The organism is Aurantimonas endophytica (assembly GCF_014196845.1).
Taxonomy (GTDB): Bacteria; Pseudomonadota; Alphaproteobacteria; order Rhizobiales; family Rhizobiaceae; genus Aurantimonas; species Aurantimonas endophytica.
Genome location: NZ_JACIEM010000003.1, coordinates 97828 through 115463, shown reverse-complemented (window position 1 = coordinate 115463; position 17636 = coordinate 97828). Strand labels below are relative to the sequence as shown.

10 protein-coding genes are annotated in these 17636 nt (G+C 68.6%); 6 read left to right on the top strand and 4 right to left on the bottom strand.

Going from position 1 to position 17636, the window contains the following annotated elements; translation table 11 throughout:
- Nucleotides 1–20: 20 nt before the first annotated feature.
- Nucleotides 21–824, top strand: a complete 804-nt coding sequence (gene thiD, locus GGR03_RS11640; protein WP_183208215.1) for a bifunctional hydroxymethylpyrimidine kinase/phosphomethylpyrimidine kinase — start codon at nt 21–23, stop codon at nt 822–824.
- Here the strand turns inward: thiD and GGR03_RS11635 are convergent.
- The 3 genes from GGR03_RS11635 to GGR03_RS11625 all read right to left on the bottom strand — a co-directional run bounded on the left by GGR03_RS11635 (nt 809) and on the right by GGR03_RS11625 (nt 5357).
- Entirely contained in the window at nt 809–2008 is a 1200-nt protein-coding gene (locus GGR03_RS11635) for a GGDEF domain-containing protein (RefSeq protein ID WP_183208213.1), read from the bottom strand. The two genes, thiD and GGR03_RS11635, sit on opposite strands and share 16 nt — an antisense overlap.
- 80 nt (nt 2009–2088) lie before the next feature.
- Nucleotides 2089–2970 (bottom strand): transglutaminase family protein, encoded by an 882-nt coding sequence (locus GGR03_RS11630; protein WP_183208211.1) that lies wholly within the window; start codon nt 2968–2970, stop codon nt 2089–2091.
- Complete coding sequence (locus tag GGR03_RS11625; RefSeq protein WP_246367914.1) at nt 2967–5357, bottom strand: circularly permuted type 2 ATP-grasp protein; 2391 nt, start codon at nt 5355–5357, stop codon at nt 2967–2969. The genes GGR03_RS11630 and GGR03_RS11625 overlap by 4 nt, the downstream gene beginning before the upstream one ends.
- Nucleotides 5358–5434: 77 nt before the next feature.
- On the opposite strand from GGR03_RS11625, the gene GGR03_RS11620 reads away from it, so the two are divergent.
- The gene (locus GGR03_RS11620; protein WP_183208209.1) at nt 5435–6256 is read left to right on the top strand and encodes an ion transporter; all 822 of its coding nucleotides are present in this window, start codon (nt 5435–5437) and stop codon (nt 6254–6256) included.
- Between the two features lie 25 nt (nt 6257–6281).
- Here GGR03_RS11620 and GGR03_RS11615 read toward each other — a convergent pair whose 3' ends face one another.
- Nucleotides 6282–9680: a transglutaminase family protein gene (locus GGR03_RS11615; protein ID WP_183208207.1), complete on the bottom strand. Its 3399-nt coding sequence runs from the start codon at nt 9678–9680 to the stop codon at nt 6282–6284.
- Between the two features lie 190 nt (nt 9681–9870).
- Between GGR03_RS11615 and GGR03_RS11610 the strand changes: the two genes are divergently transcribed.
- The 4 genes from GGR03_RS11610 to treY all read left to right on the top strand — a co-directional run bounded on the left by GGR03_RS11610 (nt 9871) and on the right by treY (nt 17629).
- A complete protein-coding gene (locus GGR03_RS11610) occupies nt 9871–10962 on the top strand; it encodes a zinc-binding metallopeptidase family protein (protein ID WP_183208205.1) in 1092 nt (363 codons plus the stop codon).
- A gap of 231 nt (nt 10963–11193) precedes the next feature.
- A complete protein-coding gene (treZ, locus tag GGR03_RS11605) occupies nt 11194–13071 on the top strand; it encodes a malto-oligosyltrehalose trehalohydrolase (protein WP_183208203.1) in 1878 nt (625 codons plus the stop codon).
- A complete protein-coding gene (gene malQ / locus GGR03_RS11600; RefSeq protein ID WP_183208201.1) occupies nt 13068–14927 on the top strand; it encodes a 4-alpha-glucanotransferase in 1860 nt (619 codons plus the stop codon). The genes treZ and malQ overlap by 4 nt, the downstream gene beginning before the upstream one ends.
- Nucleotides 14924–17629 carry a malto-oligosyltrehalose synthase gene (gene treY / locus GGR03_RS11595; RefSeq protein ID WP_183208199.1) on the top strand — a complete coding sequence of 902 codons (2706 nt, stop codon included), beginning with the start codon at nt 14924–14926 and terminating at the stop codon, nt 17627–17629. The genes malQ and treY overlap by 4 nt, the downstream gene beginning before the upstream one ends.
- Nucleotides 17630–17636 lie beyond the last annotated feature (7 nt).

Genomic DNA, 17636 nt, shown 5'->3' with positions numbered 1-17636 from the left:
CCGGCACAGTGGAGCCCGCCATGACCACCATCCGCAACGTCCTGTCGATCGCCGGGTCGGACCCGTCCGGCGGTGCAGGGATCCAGGCCGATATCAAGGCGTTCTCGGCCAACGGCGTCTACGGCATGGCCGTGGTGACCGCGCTGACCACGCAGAACACGCAAGGCGTCACCGGCGTCGAACTCGTGTCGCCGGATTTCGTGACCCGGCAGATCGACGCGATCTTCGCCGATATCAGGGTCGATGCGGTGAAGATCGGGATGGTCGCGACCGCCGGCATCGCGATGGCGATTGCCGCTGCGCTTCGCCGCCACCGGCCGGCCCATGTGGTGCTCGACCCGGTGATGATCGCCAAGGGCGGTGACCGGCTGCTCGCCGAGGATGCCGTTGCGGCCATGCGCTCCGAGCTGCTGCCCCTGGCGACGATGATCACGCCGAACATTCCCGAGGCGGCGGTACTGCTGGGCGAGGAAGAGGTGAGCGAGCGCGGGGCGATGGAAGATGCCGCAAGGCGGCTGACGGCGCTCGGATGCCGTTCGGCGCTGGTCAAGGGCGGGCACATGCCTGCCGAGGACAGTCCGGACGTGCTGTTCGCAGATGGCCGCGCCACCTGGTTCGAGGGGCGCCGCCTTAAGACAGCCAATACCCACGGGACCGGCTGCACCCTTTCCTCGGCGATCGCCGCGCAACTGGCGCTGACTGGCGACCCGGTCGAAGCGGTGCGGCGGGCGAAGTCCTATGTCGCGGAAGCGATCGCCGCGTCAGCCCGCCTCGATGTCGGCTCGGGCCACGGCCCGACGCATCATTTTCACGCGCAGTGGTAAGCCCGGGTGACCTGCCCGGGAAGAGGATAGGCAGAAGGCGCCGATGACGTGACGGCCGGCGCCTGCTCCACCCGGTTGCGCCCGCGGCGCTTGGCCTCGTAAAGCGCCGTATCGGCGGCTTCGATGAGCGTCTCCACCGGCAGTGCTTCCGCCGCAGTCGCAAGGCCCGCGCTGACCGTCGCACCGATGCCCTTCGCCCGTTCCTCGGCAAAGGCGCCGACGATCGCCCAGCCGAGCTCGGCAGCCTCCTTGGCGCTCGTGCGGGGCAGGAACGCCGCGAACTCCTCCCCGCCGAGCCGCGCGAAGATTGCCTCGCCTGGCAGGCGATCGCGCACCGTTGCCGCAAAATCCTGCAGGACCCGGTCGCCGAAGGCATGGCCATGGGTGTCGTTGAGGCGCTTGAAATGGTCGAGGTCGAACAGCAGGACGGCTACCGGCAAAGCCTGCCGCGGCGCGGGGGCCGAGAGCGCCTTGCCGGTCAGCGCGAGGAAGGCGCGCCGGTTGTAGATGCCGGTGAGCGGATCGTTATGGGCGAGGGTGGCGAGGTCGGACTCGCGGCGTCCGCGCACGGCCGAAATCATCAGCAGGGCCAGCAGCATGGCGACGAAGACGCCGTGGAAAAGGCCGGCCGACACGGCAAATCCCTCGAACCGGCCGAGATTGACGAAGGCGCCGTCGACGCCGACCAGCGCGGCCCTGATCAGATAGACGACGCCGTGGAAGGCGAAGAGCCCGCCCAGCATGCGCTGGTTCGCGGAGCCATCACCGAAGCGCAGCAGGAGGAGGGCGCAGGCGAGCGCATAGACGCTGACGGTGAGCGAGTTGACGAGGACGAGCAGCGGCGCACTGCCCATGTCGGCCGGCAGCAGATAGCAGATCGCCCAGGGCAGGAGAGCGGTGAGCCACAGGCGTCGCGGCCGGACGCCGACATGCTCGGCAACCCCGAACAGAAAGCAGGCATGGGCGGCGATCAGCATGCCGTGCGGCAACCATATGCCGGCGACGTACCAGCCGGCCAACCGCGAGATCGAAAGCGAGGAGCCGACGGCAATGCACGCGAAGCCGATGCTCCAGAGACCGATCGCGGGCTCGCGGCCCCTGCGCCACTCGTTCGCCAGCGACAGCGCGGCGATCAGGGCGATCCCGCCCGTCAGCAGGATCATGGTGGGAGCGTCGACGTGCATCAGGAGAACCGGGATCGATCGGAATTTTCTGATCGGACGTAATCATGCGTCCGTTACCAATGGGTTCACTGACCGGTCCGTCAGGCTTCGAGGACGGGGACCATGTCGACGGAATGGCGGGTGCGCTGGCGGCCGGTGGTGACGAACGTCCCCGCCACCGGCGCGACGTCGGCGTAGTCACGCCCCACCGCCACGACGACGTGGTCGTCGCCGGCGACGATGCCGTTGGTCGGGTCGAAGCCCACCCAGCCGAGATCGTCGCCGAGCCATGCCTCGACCCATGCATGCATGGCGTCGGCGCCTTCCAGCCGCGGTCGTCCGGGCGGCGGGTCGGTGCGCAGGAAGCCGCTGACATAGGCGGCCGGTATGCGCCAGGCTCGCAGGGCGGCGATCATGATGTGGGCGAAGTCCTGACAGACGCCGCTGCGCTGCGCGAACGCCGCGGCGACGCTGGTGCGGACATCGGTCGAGCCGGGCAGATAGGCGAAGTCGGCCTTGATCTGCCGGGTGAGCGCGAGGATCGCCGGCCCCGTCGAACCCGGCGCGACCAGTGTGGGTTCGGCGTAGTCGGTCACGGCGGGCAGCGGCGCGACGATCCGGCTGGTGCCGAGGAAGTGCATCGGCGCTTCGCCGCCGCTGTCGCGGTGGAGGAAGGCGGTCTCGGCGAGTTCGGCGAGGCCGGGCGCCCGCTCGAGTTCCACCACCGGGCGATCGACCTGGACCCTCGCCCGCATCTCCACCGACAGGTTCCGGTGCGGGCGATGAAACACCACCGCGTCCACGGCATTGCCGAAGAAGTCCCGCTCCTCGATACACTCGTCGGGCAACGGCGCCAGCGTCAGCGTCAGGTCGGTGACGGCCTGCTGGCGGTCGCTGCGCGGGCGCACACGCAGGCTGTGACGGGCGTCGGTGACCGCGGAACGGTAATCGTAGCCGATCTTCAGGGTGAGATCGTAGATCATTCCGGTGCCGCCCGGTCCGGCCGCGCGCCCGGGCTCGACAACAGATAACGCTCGGTCAGAAGGTCGGAGATCAGCCCGAGATCGGCTTCCACCCGGTCGAGAAACGCCGTGTCGATTTCCGTGGCATCGGCGGTCTGCAGCCGCACCTTTAGCCGCGCGATGCGGCGGGACATGAGGTCGGGCGTCTCGGCGGCATGCATGCCTGGCAGTTCCGCCAGCCGGTCGACGAGGCTGTTGACCTGGAAGGCCACCGATCGAGGGTTGAGCGGATCGAGCACGGTGAGGTCGACGACCGTCTCGCGCGACAGGTCGACCGAGTAGCGGCGCCGGTAGGTGACGCGGCTGTCGGTGAATTCCAGGAGGCCCTCGAGCGCGCCTTCCGGGGCATCGCCGGCGAGCAGCACCGAGGCGATATGCGCCGACATGCGGCCGCGCTCGATGCGGCGCCCGCATTGCATGAAGCGCCAGCCGGCGAACTGGTACATGTTCTCGCGCACCAGGCCGGTGAAGCCGGAGAGCCGGGTGAGGATCTGGTTGGCGAGCGCGACGGTATCTTCATCCTTCTCGGCGTGAGCTTCCTGGATCAGTTCGACGAGTTCGTCGAGCGTGCGCCAGCCGTCGGGCGAGAAGCGGTCGCGGATGCGCGATGCGGTGTCGGCGGCGCGGCGGGCAAGGGCGAGAAGGCCCTTCGCCATCGCGTCAGGGGCGACGCCGAACTCGGCGAGCAGTGCCTCGAGCCGGGCGTCGATCTCGCCGGATGGCAGGACCTCGCCGACCCGTGCCGCATAGAGCCTGACGAGGCGGGTGGCGACCTCGCAGCGCTCGGCGTAGCGGCCGAGCCAGAACAGATTGTCCGCGGCCCGGGCCGGCAGGGCGCCCGGAACCCGGCGCACGAAACTTCGCTCGCGCGGCAGGAGCGTGACGGGCCGCGGCGTCTCGCGGGAGGGGACCCAGACGTCGGCGGACCGTCCGCCCGCCTGCATCGAAACCGCCCGGGCATCGCGGGAATCGGCGATCCGGGCAAAGCCGCCCGGCATGACATGCCAGCCGCGGTCGTCGCGCGACAGGAACACCCGCCATGTCACCGGGCGCGGCTCCAACTGGCCGTCGATGAAGACCGGGGCGGTGGAGAGCGCCGCGATCTCCTCGGCGACCACGCCGATTCCGCCGGCGGTGAGCGCGTCGGCCCAGTCGAGGGCGACGGGATCGGCGACCGGCTGGGCAGTCGCCGCCGGCGGGAAGGCCGAGGCCAGCTGCAGGCGATGGCGGTTCGCCTCGACGAAGCGGCGCTCGGCCTTCTGCCCGCACCACCAGGTGGCGATCGTCGGTAGCGCCAGTTCGGCGCCGATCAGCGCCTTGGCGAGCGGCTTCTGGAACGCCATCAACGCGCGGCTTTCCAGGATCCCGGAGCCCGGCGCATTGATGACGGCGAGCGCGCCGGAGCGGATCGCGCGCAACAGGCCGGGCGTTCCGATACGCGAGCCGCCGAACAGTTCGAGCGGATCGCAGAACTCGGCGTCGAGGCGACGCCACAGCACCCTGATCGGCTGGAATCCGTCGACGGTCCGAACGTCCGCGCGGTCGCGATGCACCACGAGGTCGCCGCCCTCGAGCAGCAGCAGGCCCAGATAGCGGGCGAGATAGGCGTGCTCGAAATAGGTCTCGTTGTGCGGCCCGGGGGTGAGCAAGCCGATGCTCGACATGTCGCCGCCGGCAAGGCCGTGCAGCATCTCGCGAAAGCGCTGGAAGAAGGCGGCCAGCCGCTCGACATTCATCTGCCGGGCAAGGTCCGGAAACGCCTTCGACGTCGCCACCCGGTTCTCCAGCGCGAAGCCCGCGCCCGACGGCGCCTGGGTGCGATCGCCGAGCACCCACCAGCGCCCGTCCGGACCTCTGCCGAGATCGACGGCGATGAAGCGGATCAGCGGCTGGCCCGACAGGCCCTGACCGGCGAGCGGGCGCAGGAATTCCGGGTTGCTGCCGAGGATCGCGCCCGGCAGCACGCCGTCGCGGACCAGCGCCCGCTCGCCATAGATGTCGGCGAGCAGGCGCTCGAGAAACTCCGCGCGCTGGACGAGACCCTTTTCCAGCCCAGCCCATTCGGCCGGATCGACGACCAGCGGCGGCTGCGACAGCGGCCACTCGCGCTCTTCCTCGTCGGCGTCGCCCGGCCGGTAGATGCGATGATGGACGCCGGCCTCGCTCAGATACTGGCTGGCGCTGCGAAACCGCGATTCCCGCTCCGCTTCCGGCATGGCGACCAGCGCATCCACCAGCGGCCGGTATTGCGACCGGACGCTGCCGTCACCCGCCAGCATCTCGTCGCGGCCGGTGCCGACGAGCGAGGCGTAACGCGTAAGTGGGGACCAGGACGCTGTTTCTTGCATGCGGGGGGAACCGACCTCTTGACGCCGACTGCAATAGCAGCCTTCGCTCCGCCGAACATCGCCAGAGATCGGACATCATGCGCGCCCAACTTCGGACCCTGCTCAGCTCGCGCAGGTGGGAATTCTTCATCGTCGCCGTCATCCTCATCAATGCCGTCACGCTCGGGCTCGAAACCGACCCGTGGGTGATGAGCGTCATGGGGCCGCTGCTGACCTTCCTGGACTGGCTGACCCTGGCGATCTTCGTCGTCGAGATCACGCTGCGGATCTACGCCTTCGGCTGGCGGTTCTTTCGCGACCCGTGGAGCCTGTTCGACTTCACGGTGGTGGCGATCTCGCTGCTGCCGGCGACCGGACCGCTGACGGTGCTGCGCGCCCTGCGCATCCTCAGGGTGCTGCGGCTGATCTCGATGATCCCGTCGCTGCGGCGGGTCATCGGCGGGCTGATCGCGGCGCTGCCCGGCATGGGCTCGATCATCGTCCTGTTGCTGCTGGTCTTCTACGTCTTCGCGGTGATGGCGACCAAGCTCTACGGCGCGACGTTTCCCGAGTGGTTCGGCAGCGTCGGAGCCTCGGTCTACACGCTGTTCCAGGTGATGACGCTGGAGAGCTGGTCGATGGGCATCGTGCGGCCGGTGATGGAAGCCTACCCGCTCGCCTGGCTGTTCTTCGTGCCCTTCATCCTGTCGACCACCTACGCGGTGCTGAACCTCTTCATCGGTGTCATCGTCTCGGCGATGCAGGAGGAGCACCAGGCGGTGGACGACGCCGGCCGCGAGCAGGCGCACGACGACAACCGCATGATCCTCGCCGAGATGAAGGCGTTGCGGGCCGAGATGGCCGAGCTGAAGGCGCGTCTCGGCCAAGGCACCGGGACCACGGACGCGTCGCACCCCTGATCGGGGGCGCGACGCCAAAAGGGCGTCAGCCGGCCAGGAATGCCGGCCGGCGCAGGTCCAGCGTCGTCGGGAAGGCCGGGTCCGGCACTTCGCGCACCGGCTCGTAGCTGCCCGGCGTGTGGCCGATCTCCTCGAAGCGGGCGAGGCGCCGGGCCTCGGCCTCGTAGGCATTGACCGGGAAGACGTCGTAGTTGCGCCCGCCCGGATGGGCGACATGGTAGATGCAGCCGCCGAGCGAGCGCTTCGACCAGCGGTCGTAGATGTCGAAGGTCAGCGGTGCATGCACCGGGATGGTCGGGTGCAGGCCGGAGGCCGGCTGCCAGGCCTTGAAGCGCACGCCCGCGACCGCCGACTTGCCGTTGCCGGTGGCGGTCAGCGGCACCTGCCGGCCGTTGCAGGTGACGACGTGGCGGGCCGGATCGTAGTCGCCGAGCTTGACCTGCAGCCGTTCGACCGAGGAGTCGACGAAGCGCACCGTGCCGCCGATCGCGCCGGTCTCGCCCATCACGTGCCAAGGCTCCAGCGCCTGCCGCAGCTCCAGCGTGACGCCCTCGCGCTCGATCCTGCCGCAGAACGGGAAGCGGAACTCGGCCTGCGCCTCGAACCATTCCGGCCGCATCGGATAGCCGGAGCGCTCGAGATCGCCGAGAATGTCGAGGAAGTCCTGCCAGATGAATTCCGGCAGCATGAACCGGTCGTGCAGCGTCGTGCCCCAGCGGGCGAACTTGCCGTCCTCGGGCTGCTTCCAGAACTTGGCGATCAGCGCCCGCACCAGCAGCTGCTGGGCAAGGCTCATCCGCGCATCCGGCGGCATCTCGAAGGCACGGAACTCGACGAGGCCGAGACGGCCGGTCGGCCCGTCCGGCGAATACAGCTTGTCGATGCAGATCTCGGCCCGGTGGGTGTTGCCGGTGACGTCGATCAGGAGGTTGCGGAACAGCCGGTCGGTCAGCCACGGCGGCACGGTCGAGGAGTCGGCCGGGATCTGCGCCATGGCGATCTCCAGCTCGTAGAGCTGGTCGTGCCGGCCTTCGTCGACGCGCGGCGCCTGGCTGGTGGGGCCGATGAACAGGCCGGAGAACAAATAGGACAGCGAGGGATGGCGCTGCCAGTAGAGCACCAGCGACTTCAAGAGGTCCGGCCGGCGCAGGAACGGCGAGTCGAGCGGCGTCGCGCCGCCGACGACGACATGGTTGCCGCCGCCGGTGCCCGCATGCTTGCCGTCGATCATGAACTTGTCGGTGCCGAGGCGCGACTGGCGCGCATCGTCGTAGACGCCGGTGGTGATCGCGACGCTCTCGCGCCAGGACGACGAGGGATGGACGTTGACCTCGATGACGCCCGGATCCGGCGCAACGCGGATGACGTTGAGCCGCGGGTCGGCCGGCGGCGCATAGCCCTCGATCTGCACCGGCAGGCCCTCGGCCTCGGCGACGTCTTCGACGGCGGCCAGCAGCTCCAGATAGGCCTCTGCCGATTCAAGCGGCGGCATGAACACGCAGAGCTTGCCGTCGCGGGGCTCGATGGCGATAGCGGTCCGCACGAAGCCGGCGATTTCGGCCGGTCCGGTCGCGCCTGTGCCGGCAGCCGGGGCGGATCCGCCGCCTGACAATGTCTGCTCAGCCGCGCCGGCGCCGAGCGACTGGCTCATGCCGCCCAGTTCCTGCTGCATCGATCCCCGCGCCGCCGACTGCATCTCGGTGCGGCCGTACTGGGTGCGCTGCTCCGGCGGCAGCGGCGGGAAGGGCTGGGTCGGGTCGGCGGGGTGGTGGTAGGGATAGTCGCCGGGCTCCAGATGCGGCAGCGAGGCCAGCGGCAGCCTGTAGCCAAGGGCCGAATCGCCGGGCGTCAGGAACAGGTGGCCGCGCCGCGACTTCCAGCGCTCCGACAGCCAGCGGACCTTTCCGGCGCGCGCCTGCCAGGCCTGCACCGGCAGGACGTAGCCGGCCGGCTGCGACAGGCCGCGGCTGAACACGGTGGCGAGGCGGGCGCGTTCCTCGCGATCCTCGAGCTTTGAATCGGTCGGGTCGACATTCTCCGGCAGCTGCGCCTCGCGGGCGAGCCAGTAGGCGGAATCCTCGAAGGCCGGCTGGGCATTCTCGGGATCGACGCCGAGCGTTTCGGCCACCTTGAGGGCCATCTTCTCGGCCTCGGCGATGCCGACGGGCTCCGCCGCCGTCTCGCGCGCGACCAGATCGGCATTCCGCCAGATCGGCACGCCGTCCTTGCGCCAGTAGAGCGAGAAGGTCCAGCGCGGCAGGGTCTCGCCCGGATACCACTTGCCCTGGCCGTGATGCAGGAAGCCGCCCGGCGCGAAGCGCTCGCGCAGCCGGCGGATCAGGTCGTCGGCCAGCCCCCGCTTCATCGGCCCGGTGGCGTCGGCGTTCCATTCGGGCGATTCGAACTCGTCGATCGACACGAATGTCGGCTCGCCGCCCATGGTGAGGCGGACGTCGCCGGCGCGCAGTTCGGCGTCGACCGTCTCGCCGAGCGCGTCGAGCGCCTGCCAGCTCTCCTCGGAGAAGGGGTAGGAGACGCGTGGCCGCTCGGCGATGCGCTGGACCGTCATCTCGAACTCGAACTCGACGCCGGCCGGGTCGACGGCGCCGGTGATCGGCGCGGCCGAGCGGTAATGCGGCGTCGCGGCCAGCGGCACGTGGCTTTCCCCGGTGAGCAGGCCGGAGGTCGGGTCGAGCCCGATCCAGCCGGCGCCGGGCAGATAGACCTCAGCCCAGGCGTGCAGGTCGGTGAAGTCGACGGTCGTGCCGGCCGGGCCTTCCAGCGCCACGCGGTCGGGCTTCAGCTGGATCAGGTAGCCGGAGACGAAGCGGGCGGCAAAGCCCAGATGCCGCATCACCTGGACGAGCAGCCAAGAGGAGTCGCGGCAGGAGCCGGAGCCGATGCTGAGCGTCTCGTCCGGCGTCTGCACGCCGGGCTCCATCCGCACCAGATAGTTGACCCGCTGCTCGATGACGCGGTTCAGCCCGACGAGGAAGTCCACCGTATGGGTCTCGCTGCGGTCTAGCTCGTCGAGGAAGCGCTGCAACTCTGGCCCCGCCGGCTCGGCGCCGAGATAGGCCGTCAGGTCGGTGCGCAGCGGTTCCTCGTAGGTGAAGGGCCAGGCTTCCGCGGCCTCCTCGACGAAGAAGTCGAACGGATTGTAGACCGTCATGTCGGCGATGAGGTCGACCTCGATCCGGAACTCCGTCGCCGGTTCCGGGAAGACGAAGCGGGCGAGGTAGTTGCCGAACGGATCCTGCTGCCAGTTGACGAAGTGCCCCTCGGGCAGGACCTTCAGCGAGTAGGACGGCACCTTGGTGCGCGAATGCGGCGCGGGCCGGAGCCGGATGACCTGCGGGCCGAGCCGGACCGGCCTGTCGTAACGGTAATGGGTGACGTGGTGCAGGGCAGCAAGGATCGACATCGGCGCTTTCTGGTCGGCAAATCCGGCGGGACTGGCAGGGAACCATAACCGTCAGGATGCGGGCGGCAAGTCGTCGGGACTTGCGTCGCCGCTCTTGTTGCAGTGCACATGGAGCGGAACCGTCGGCGTGCCAGCGCATTGTTGCGCGCAACAGCCAGAATCGGCGCACGGGGCGTCGCAGAGGGGACCCATGAAGCTCTTTACCTGCTCCTTCTGCTCGAACGTGCTGTATTTCGAGAACGTCGTCTGCGAGCGTTGCAACCACGCGCTCGGCTACGAGCCTTTCTCCAATCGCATCCTCGCGCTGGACCCAGAAGACGGAATCTGGCGGGCGGCCGGCAGCCATGCCGGCGGCGGCCAGTGGAAATATTGCGGCAACTACGTCCACGGCGTCTGCAACTGGCTGATCGCCGGCGACAACCCGGATGAGCTTTGCGCCGCCTGCCGCCACAACATCACGGTTCCGGACTATTCCGACGCCACCCGGGTGGAACTCTGGCGGCGCATGGAGGTCGCCAAAAGGCGGATGATCTACACCGCGATGCGCCTGCATCTGCCGCTGGTCACCCGCGTCGAGGACCCGGAAGGCCTCGGCTTCGCGTTTCTTTCCGACGATGCCGAGCCGAGCGGCAAGGTGATGACCGGGCATGACGAAGGCCTGATCACCATCGCGCTGGTCGAGGCCGACGACGCCCAGCGGGAGACCCGGCGCACCTCGATGGGCGAGCCCTATCGCACGCTGCTCGGGCATTTCCGCCACGAGGTCGGTCACTGGTACTGGGATCGTCTGGTGCGCGACGGCGGCGCGCTCGATGAATGCCGCGCGATCTTCGGCGACGACGAGGCCGATTACGGCGACGCCCTGCAGGCGCATTACGCCAATGGACCGAAACCGGACTGGCAGATGAGCTACGTCTCCTCCTATGCCGGATCGCATGCCTGGGAGGATTTCGCCGAGACCTGGGCGCATTACTTCCACATCGTCGACACGCTGGAGGTCGGCAACAGCTGGGGCGTCGGCGTCGATCCGCGCGTGCCGGACAGCGATCTCCTGACGACGACGATCGACTTCGACGTCTACGCCGATCACGTGCCGATCCGGCAGATCACCGATGCCTGGCTGGCCCTGTCGGCGGCGCTCAACTCTTTCAACCGGGCGATGGGACACCAGGACCTCTACCCGTTCGTGCTGTCGGACGTGGTGATCGGCAAGCTCGGCTTCATCCACGATCTCGTCCACGGCCGCATAGGCAGCGGCCGTAACAGCCGTGCCGCTGCCTGACGGCCGATCACGTTCCGGCCAAATAATGGCTGGATGGAGAAATCCCTCTTCCGGAGGGTGGAACGATCGTCCGCTGCTCCACTTAGCTGCACAGGGACGGTGATCGACGCAGGCATTCCAGCCGACAGCTGGCGTGCGAGCGTGACTGCTTGCCGTAAAAGTCGAGTTTTTCCTGTCTGATCGCCCGAGGGCTGCGGACGGACAGCGCAACCGGGCAGCAAGCACGTGGATATGGCTAGTACCAACCGATATTCCTTTGAGACATCCTGGGGCACTTCCCGGCAGGGCGACGCGACCCGGTTCCGTCTGTGGGCGCCGAGCGCCGGCCAGATCGAGCTCGCCGTGGGTGCGGAGACCGAGCCGGACTTCGTTACGATGGACAAGGTCGGCGGCGGCTGGTGGGAAGTGACCAGCGACCGCGTGGCCGTGGGTGGTGGCTACGGCTTCCGCATCAATGGTGATCAGGTGGTTCCCGATCCGGCGGCGCGGGCCCAGATGGGCGATGTGCATTCGCTGTCCCGGCTGGTCGAGCCGACGGACTATCAATGGTCTTCGAGCGACTGGCGCGGACGGCCGTGGGAAGAGGCGGTCTTCTACGAGTTGCACACCGGCGCATTCACGCCGGAAGGCACGTTCGACGCGATTATCGAGAAGCTCGATTATCTGAAGGAACTCGGCATCACCGCCATCGAGCTGATGCCGGTCGCGCAGTTCGCCGGCCGACGCGGCTGGGGGTACGACGGCGTGCTGCTCTACTGCCCGCACGAGGTCTATGGCGGCGCCGAAGGGCTGAAGCGGCTGGTCGACGCGGCGCACCAGCGCGGCCTGATGGTCTTCCTCGACGTCGTCTACAATCATTTCGGGCCGGACGGGAACTACATCGGCGCCTACGCGCCGGAGTTCTTCCACGAGGAGATCCACACGCCCTGGGGCGCGGCGATCGCCTACGACGAGACGCCGGTGCGCCAGTTCATGATCGACAACGCCCTGTTCTGGCTGGAGGAATACCAGATCGACGGGCTACGGCTCGATGCGATCGATTCGATCAAGGACACGACCGACACGCCGCTGGTGAAGGAACTGGCCGCGACGGTGCGTGAGCGCTTCCCGGACCGGCACGTGCACCTCACCACCGAGGACGACCGCAACATCACCTGGCATGTCGAGCGGGGGGAGGCGGGCGAACCGCGCCTGATCTCCGGCGAGTGGAACGACGACTTCCACCATTGCGCCCACGTGATCGCGACCCATGAGGCGGAAGGCTACTACGCCGACTACGGCCGCCACAGCGTCGAGCAGATGGCGAAATGCCTTGCCACCGGCTTCGTCTACCAGGGCGAATATTCCGGGCATCGCGAACGCAATGTCGGCGAACCATCAGGGCATCTGCCCCCGACGGCCTTCGTCAACTTCATCCAGAACCACGATCAGATCGGCAACCGGGCGTTCGGCGACCGTCTGACCGATCTCGGCTCGCGCCGGACCGTCGAGTGCCTGCAGGCGATCCTGCTGCTGTCGCCGCAGATCCCGCTGATGTTCATGGGCGAAGAGTTCGGCGATCCCGATCCGTTCTGCTTCTTCACCGACTTTCATGGCGAACTCGGCGATCTGGTGCGCGAGGGGCGGCGTGCCGAGTTCGGCAAGTTCAGCGCGTTCCGCGACGAGGAAGCCCGCAAGCTGATCCCCGACCCGAACGCCGAAACGACGTTCAGGGACTCGCGGCTCGACTGGTCGATCAAGGATCGCCCCACCTACCGCCGCCGGCTCGAGTTGACCCGCCGGCTGCTCGCGACAAGGCAGCGCGTCATCGTACCGCTGCTTTCCGGCATCGAGCCGCACTCGGGCAAATGGACGGCCTCTCAGGATTCGCGCGCCTTCGTCGTCTCGTGGAAACTGGGGAGCGGCCAGATCCTGCATCTCTTCGCCAATCTGGACGACGAGCCCTGGGCCATCCCGGAAGGCGTTGCCAAGGCCGACCTGACCTGCGGGGACCTGGTGCATGCCTATCCGAGGGGCGCGGACGAAGAACTGCAGGGCGGCGTGCTGCCCGGCCCGTCGGTGGTATTCCGTCTCGATACGCAACGGCTGATCGCGGGGCCTTCGGCGTGAGCGAACGCCTGGCCCGGCTGGCCGAAAGCCACGGTATCGAAATCGCCTATGTTTCCGAACTCGGGGAGCGCCAGCGGATCGACGACGACGCGATCCGGGGTCTTCTGGAGGCATTGGGGGTGGATCCCGAAACCGGCGAAGAGGGAACCTTCGCGTCGGCCCAGCACCGTCCGAGCCTGACCTGCGCGCTGCCCAGGGTGGTCGCCGACGGCCGGAAATGGGGCGTTGCCTGCCAGCTCTACGGGCTGCGCTCCGAACGCAGTCTCGGCATCGGGGATTTCGAGGATCTGGCACGGCTCGCCACGATCGCCGCCGCCGAAGGTGCCTCGTTCGTCGGCGTCAATCCGATCCATGCCCTGTTCCTGTCGGATCCGGGGCGGTACAGCCCGTATTCGCCGTCCACCCGGCGGTTCCTCAGCCCATTCTACATCGCCGTCGACCGGCTGGAGGGCGGGGCGGAGGCAATCGCCGCATTGCGCTCTCAGAAGCCGGATCTGTTTGCCGGTCTCGACGAGGACCTGTTGGACTATGGCGCGGCCGGCGGGCTGAAGCGCACGCTGCTGAAGGCGGTCTTCGCGGCACGTATCGAGGAAATCCGCGACGAGCAGGCATTCGAGCGTTTCCGCGAGGCGGGCGGCGAGGCGCTCGCCGGCTTCGCTCTGTTCGAGGCGATTTCCGAACGCCAGGTCGCGGCGGGCTCTTACGCCGGGTGGCATTCGTGGCCCGAGGGCATGAAGGACCGCGCCAGCACGGAGGTCGCGCGCTTCCGCGAGGAGAATGCCGACCTCGTCCTGTTCCATACATGGCTGCAGTTCGAGGCCGAGGAACAGCTGGCCGATGCGCAGGCCCGCGCCCGCAGCGCCGGCATGACGATCGGTCTCTATCTCGACCTCGCCGTCGGCGTTGCGCCGGACGGTGCCGAGACGTGGATGGACCCCTCGCTCACCGTCGCCAGCGCCCGGGTCGGCTCGCCCCCCGACATGTTCAACAGCCAGGGCCAGGACTGGGGCCTGGCGCCGCTGTCGCCGAAGGCGCTCGCCGACCGTGACTACAGGCCGATGCGCGAGGCTTTCGAGGCGCTCACCCGCCATGCCGGCGCGGTGCGGATCGACCATGCGATGGGCCTCGCCCGGTTGTGGTGGATCCCGGACGGCGTATCGTCGGCGGGCGGCGGCTACGTGCGCTATCCGCTCGGCGCGATGATCGACAGCGTCGCCGCGGCCTCGCAGGCGAACGATTGCCTGGTCGTCGGCGAGGACCTCGGCACGGTCCCGGCCGGCTTCCGGGGGGTGATGGAGGAGACGCAGGTCCTCTCCTACCGCGTCCTCTATTTCGAGCGGCACGGCGACATCGATTTCCTGCCGCCCGAAGCCTATCCGCCGCTGGCCCTTGCCTGCATCTCGACCCATGATCTGGCCACGCTCGCCGGCTGGTGGCGGGGCCTCGATATCAGGCTGCGCGAGGAAGTGGGGACCCAGGATGCGGCCGCGACCAGGCGCGATCTTGGTCAGCGCGAGCGCGACCGGCTGGCGCTGGTCATCGCGCTGGCCGACGCGAGGCTCCTGCCGTCCGGCATGGACGATCTCGCGAGCGGGGAAGCCGGCCTTCCCGAAACCCTGCCCGATTCGCTGGCGATCGCCCTGCATCGCTTCATCGCCCGCACGCCGTCGCTGCTCGTCGCCGTGCAGCTCGACGACATGCTGGGGTCGGAGAAGCAGTCCAACCTGCCGGGCACCACGGATCAGTACCCCAACTGGCGCATCCGCTCCTCGACGTCGATCGAGGATATTGCCGCGGATGAACGCTTCCGCCGCCTCGCGGCCGCCATGCGTGAAGAAAGACCCAGCGCCACATGAGCCGCTCCCTCGTCGCCACCTACCGCCTGCAATTCCGCGAAGGCACCACGTTCGAGACCGCGCGGGATCTCGCGCCCTATCTCGCGCGGCTGGGCATTAGCCACCTCTACGCCGCGCCGATCTTCGCGGCGTCGCCGGGCTCGACTCACGGCTATGACGTCACCGACTACAATGCCTTTGAGGAAGACCTCGGCGGCGTCGCCGGCTTCACCGCGATGAGCGATGCGCTGTCGTCGGCCGATCTGGGCCTGATCCTCGACTTCGTGCCGAACCACATGGGCGTCTCGCCGAAGAATCTCTGGTGGGAGGACGTGCTGCGCTGGGGCTCGGAGAGCCGCTATGCCCAGACCTTCGACATCTCCTGGGAGGCCGAGAAGATTCTCGTGCCGGTGCTGGCCAAGCCCTATGGCGAGGCGCTGGCCGACGGCGACCTTGCGGTGCAGCTGGATGCGGAGAACGCCCGCATGCGCTTCGACGCGGCCGGCTACGGACTGCCCATCGACCCGCGCACCTACGGCCATGTCTTCAGCCTGATGGATCATCCGGAGAAGGATCGGCTGGTCCGCCGCTTCTCCGTCTCGACGCCGGCAGAGGCGGACGAACTGGTGGAACGGCTGGCCGAACACCTGGCTGAGCCCGGCTTCCGCGAGGCGCTCGAGAGCGCGGTCATGGCGCTGAGCGCCGACCAGACGGCGCTGCACGAGCTGCACGAGGCGCAGGCCTGGCGCCTCGCCTGGTGGCGCACGGCCCGCGAGCGTCTGACCTATCGCCGGTTCTTCGAGATCGCCGACCTCATCGGCGTCCGCCAGGAACTGCGGCGGGTGTTCCGCGAATCCCACCAGCTGGTCATCCGCCTGGCGCGCGAGCGCCGGCTCGACGGCATCCGCATCGATCATGTCGACGGGCTTGCCGATCCGAAGGGGTATCTCGAGCAGCTGCGCCAGGCGTTCCAGTCGGTGCGCCGCACGCCTATCGTGCACGTGGAGAAGATCCTCACCGGCGACGAGCGCCTGCGCACCTCCTGGGAGATCGAGGGAACCACCGGCTACGAGTTCATCACCGCGCTGGCAGGGCTCTATGTCGACGGTGCCCAGGAAGCCGCGATGACCGAGGCCTATCATGGCTTCCTCGGCGAGGAAGAAGATTTGCGGGCGATGATCGTCCGCCAGAAGCGCTCGATCTTCCAGCGCAACCTCGCCGGCGAGCTGACGCATCTCACCGGTGTCGCGCTCAGCGTCGCCGGCCGCGGGCTCGCGACGCGCGACCTCGGCCAGGACACCATGGCCCGCGCTATCGTCGAGGTAGCGGCAGCGCTGCCGGTCTACCGCACCTATGTCTCGGTGGACGGCGTGCCGCGCCGCGACATCGCGATCATCGACGACGCGGTGGACCTGGCGATGAGCGGCCGCGAGGTCGAGGCGGACGAGCCGATCCAATTCATCGGCCGGCTGCTGAAGCTCGACTTCGTCGACGGCGCGGATGTCGCCGGCGCGCTCGACTTCACCCGGCGCTTCCAGCAGACAACCGGCGCCGTCATGGCCAAGGCCGTCGAGGACACCGCCTTCTACCGCTACAACCGGCTGATCGCCCTCAACGAGGTGGGCGGCGAGCCGGACCATTACGGCGCGGAGACCTCCGCCTTCCACGACGCCATGCAGATCCGGTTGGAAGACCAGCCGGACGGGCTGCTGGCCACCTCGACCCACGACACCAAGCGGGCCGAGGACGCGCGGGCGCGGCTCTACACGCTGTCGGAGGCGCCGGAGCTGTGGCGCGACATCGTCGCCGGTCTCGCGACCGAGCTGGCGCCGTGGCGCAAGACCATCGAGCCGCTGCTGATCTCGCCCGACGCCGGGACGGAGTGGGGGCTCTACCAGTCGCTGCTCGGTGTGCTGCCACCGGATTTCGATCCCGAGGACAGCGAAGCCCGCGCGGCGCTGACCGAGCGCCTGCAGCAATATGCCGAGAAGGCGGTCCGCGAGGCCAAGCGCTGGACGAGCTGGACCTCGCCGGCGGAAGCCTACGAGACCGCGCTGCGCGAATTCGTCGCCGCCATTCTCGATCCCGCCCAGACCGGCGATCTGCTCGCCCGATTCTGGAAGGACGTGCAGCCCTTCGTCGCCGCCGGCGCCCTGACATCGCTGTCGCAGGCGACGCTGAAATTCGCCGCGCCGGGCGTGCCGGACATCTACCAGGGCACCGAGTTCTACGATTTCTCGCTGGTCGACCCGGACAATCGCCGCGCCATCGATTTCGACGCCCGCGCGGCGACGATCGAATCCGACCAGCCCTGGTCGGATGCGCTGACCGACTGGCGCAGCGGCAGGATCAAGGCGAAGCTCACCCGCGCGGCGCTCGCCAGGCGCAGCCGCACGCCGGCGCTGTTCACCCGCGGCGCCTATTTGCCGCTGACGGTGGAAGGGCCGATGGCGGCGCACATCGTCGCCTTCGCCCGCACCAACGAGGACGGGGCGGCCGCGATCGCCGTCGCGCCGCGCCTCTGCCTCGGCCTGCTGGCCGGCGCGAGCGAGCCGCATGTGGCGGCCTCGCGATGGGAGGGAACGGTGATCCGCCTCCCCGAGACGCTGGCCGGGCGCAACTGGCGCAACGTCCTGACGGAGGAGACGGTGGCACCCGTGTCGACGCTCGCCGTCGGCGACGTCCTTTCGACGCTGCCCTTCGCGCTGATCGAGGCAAACTGACGAAAAC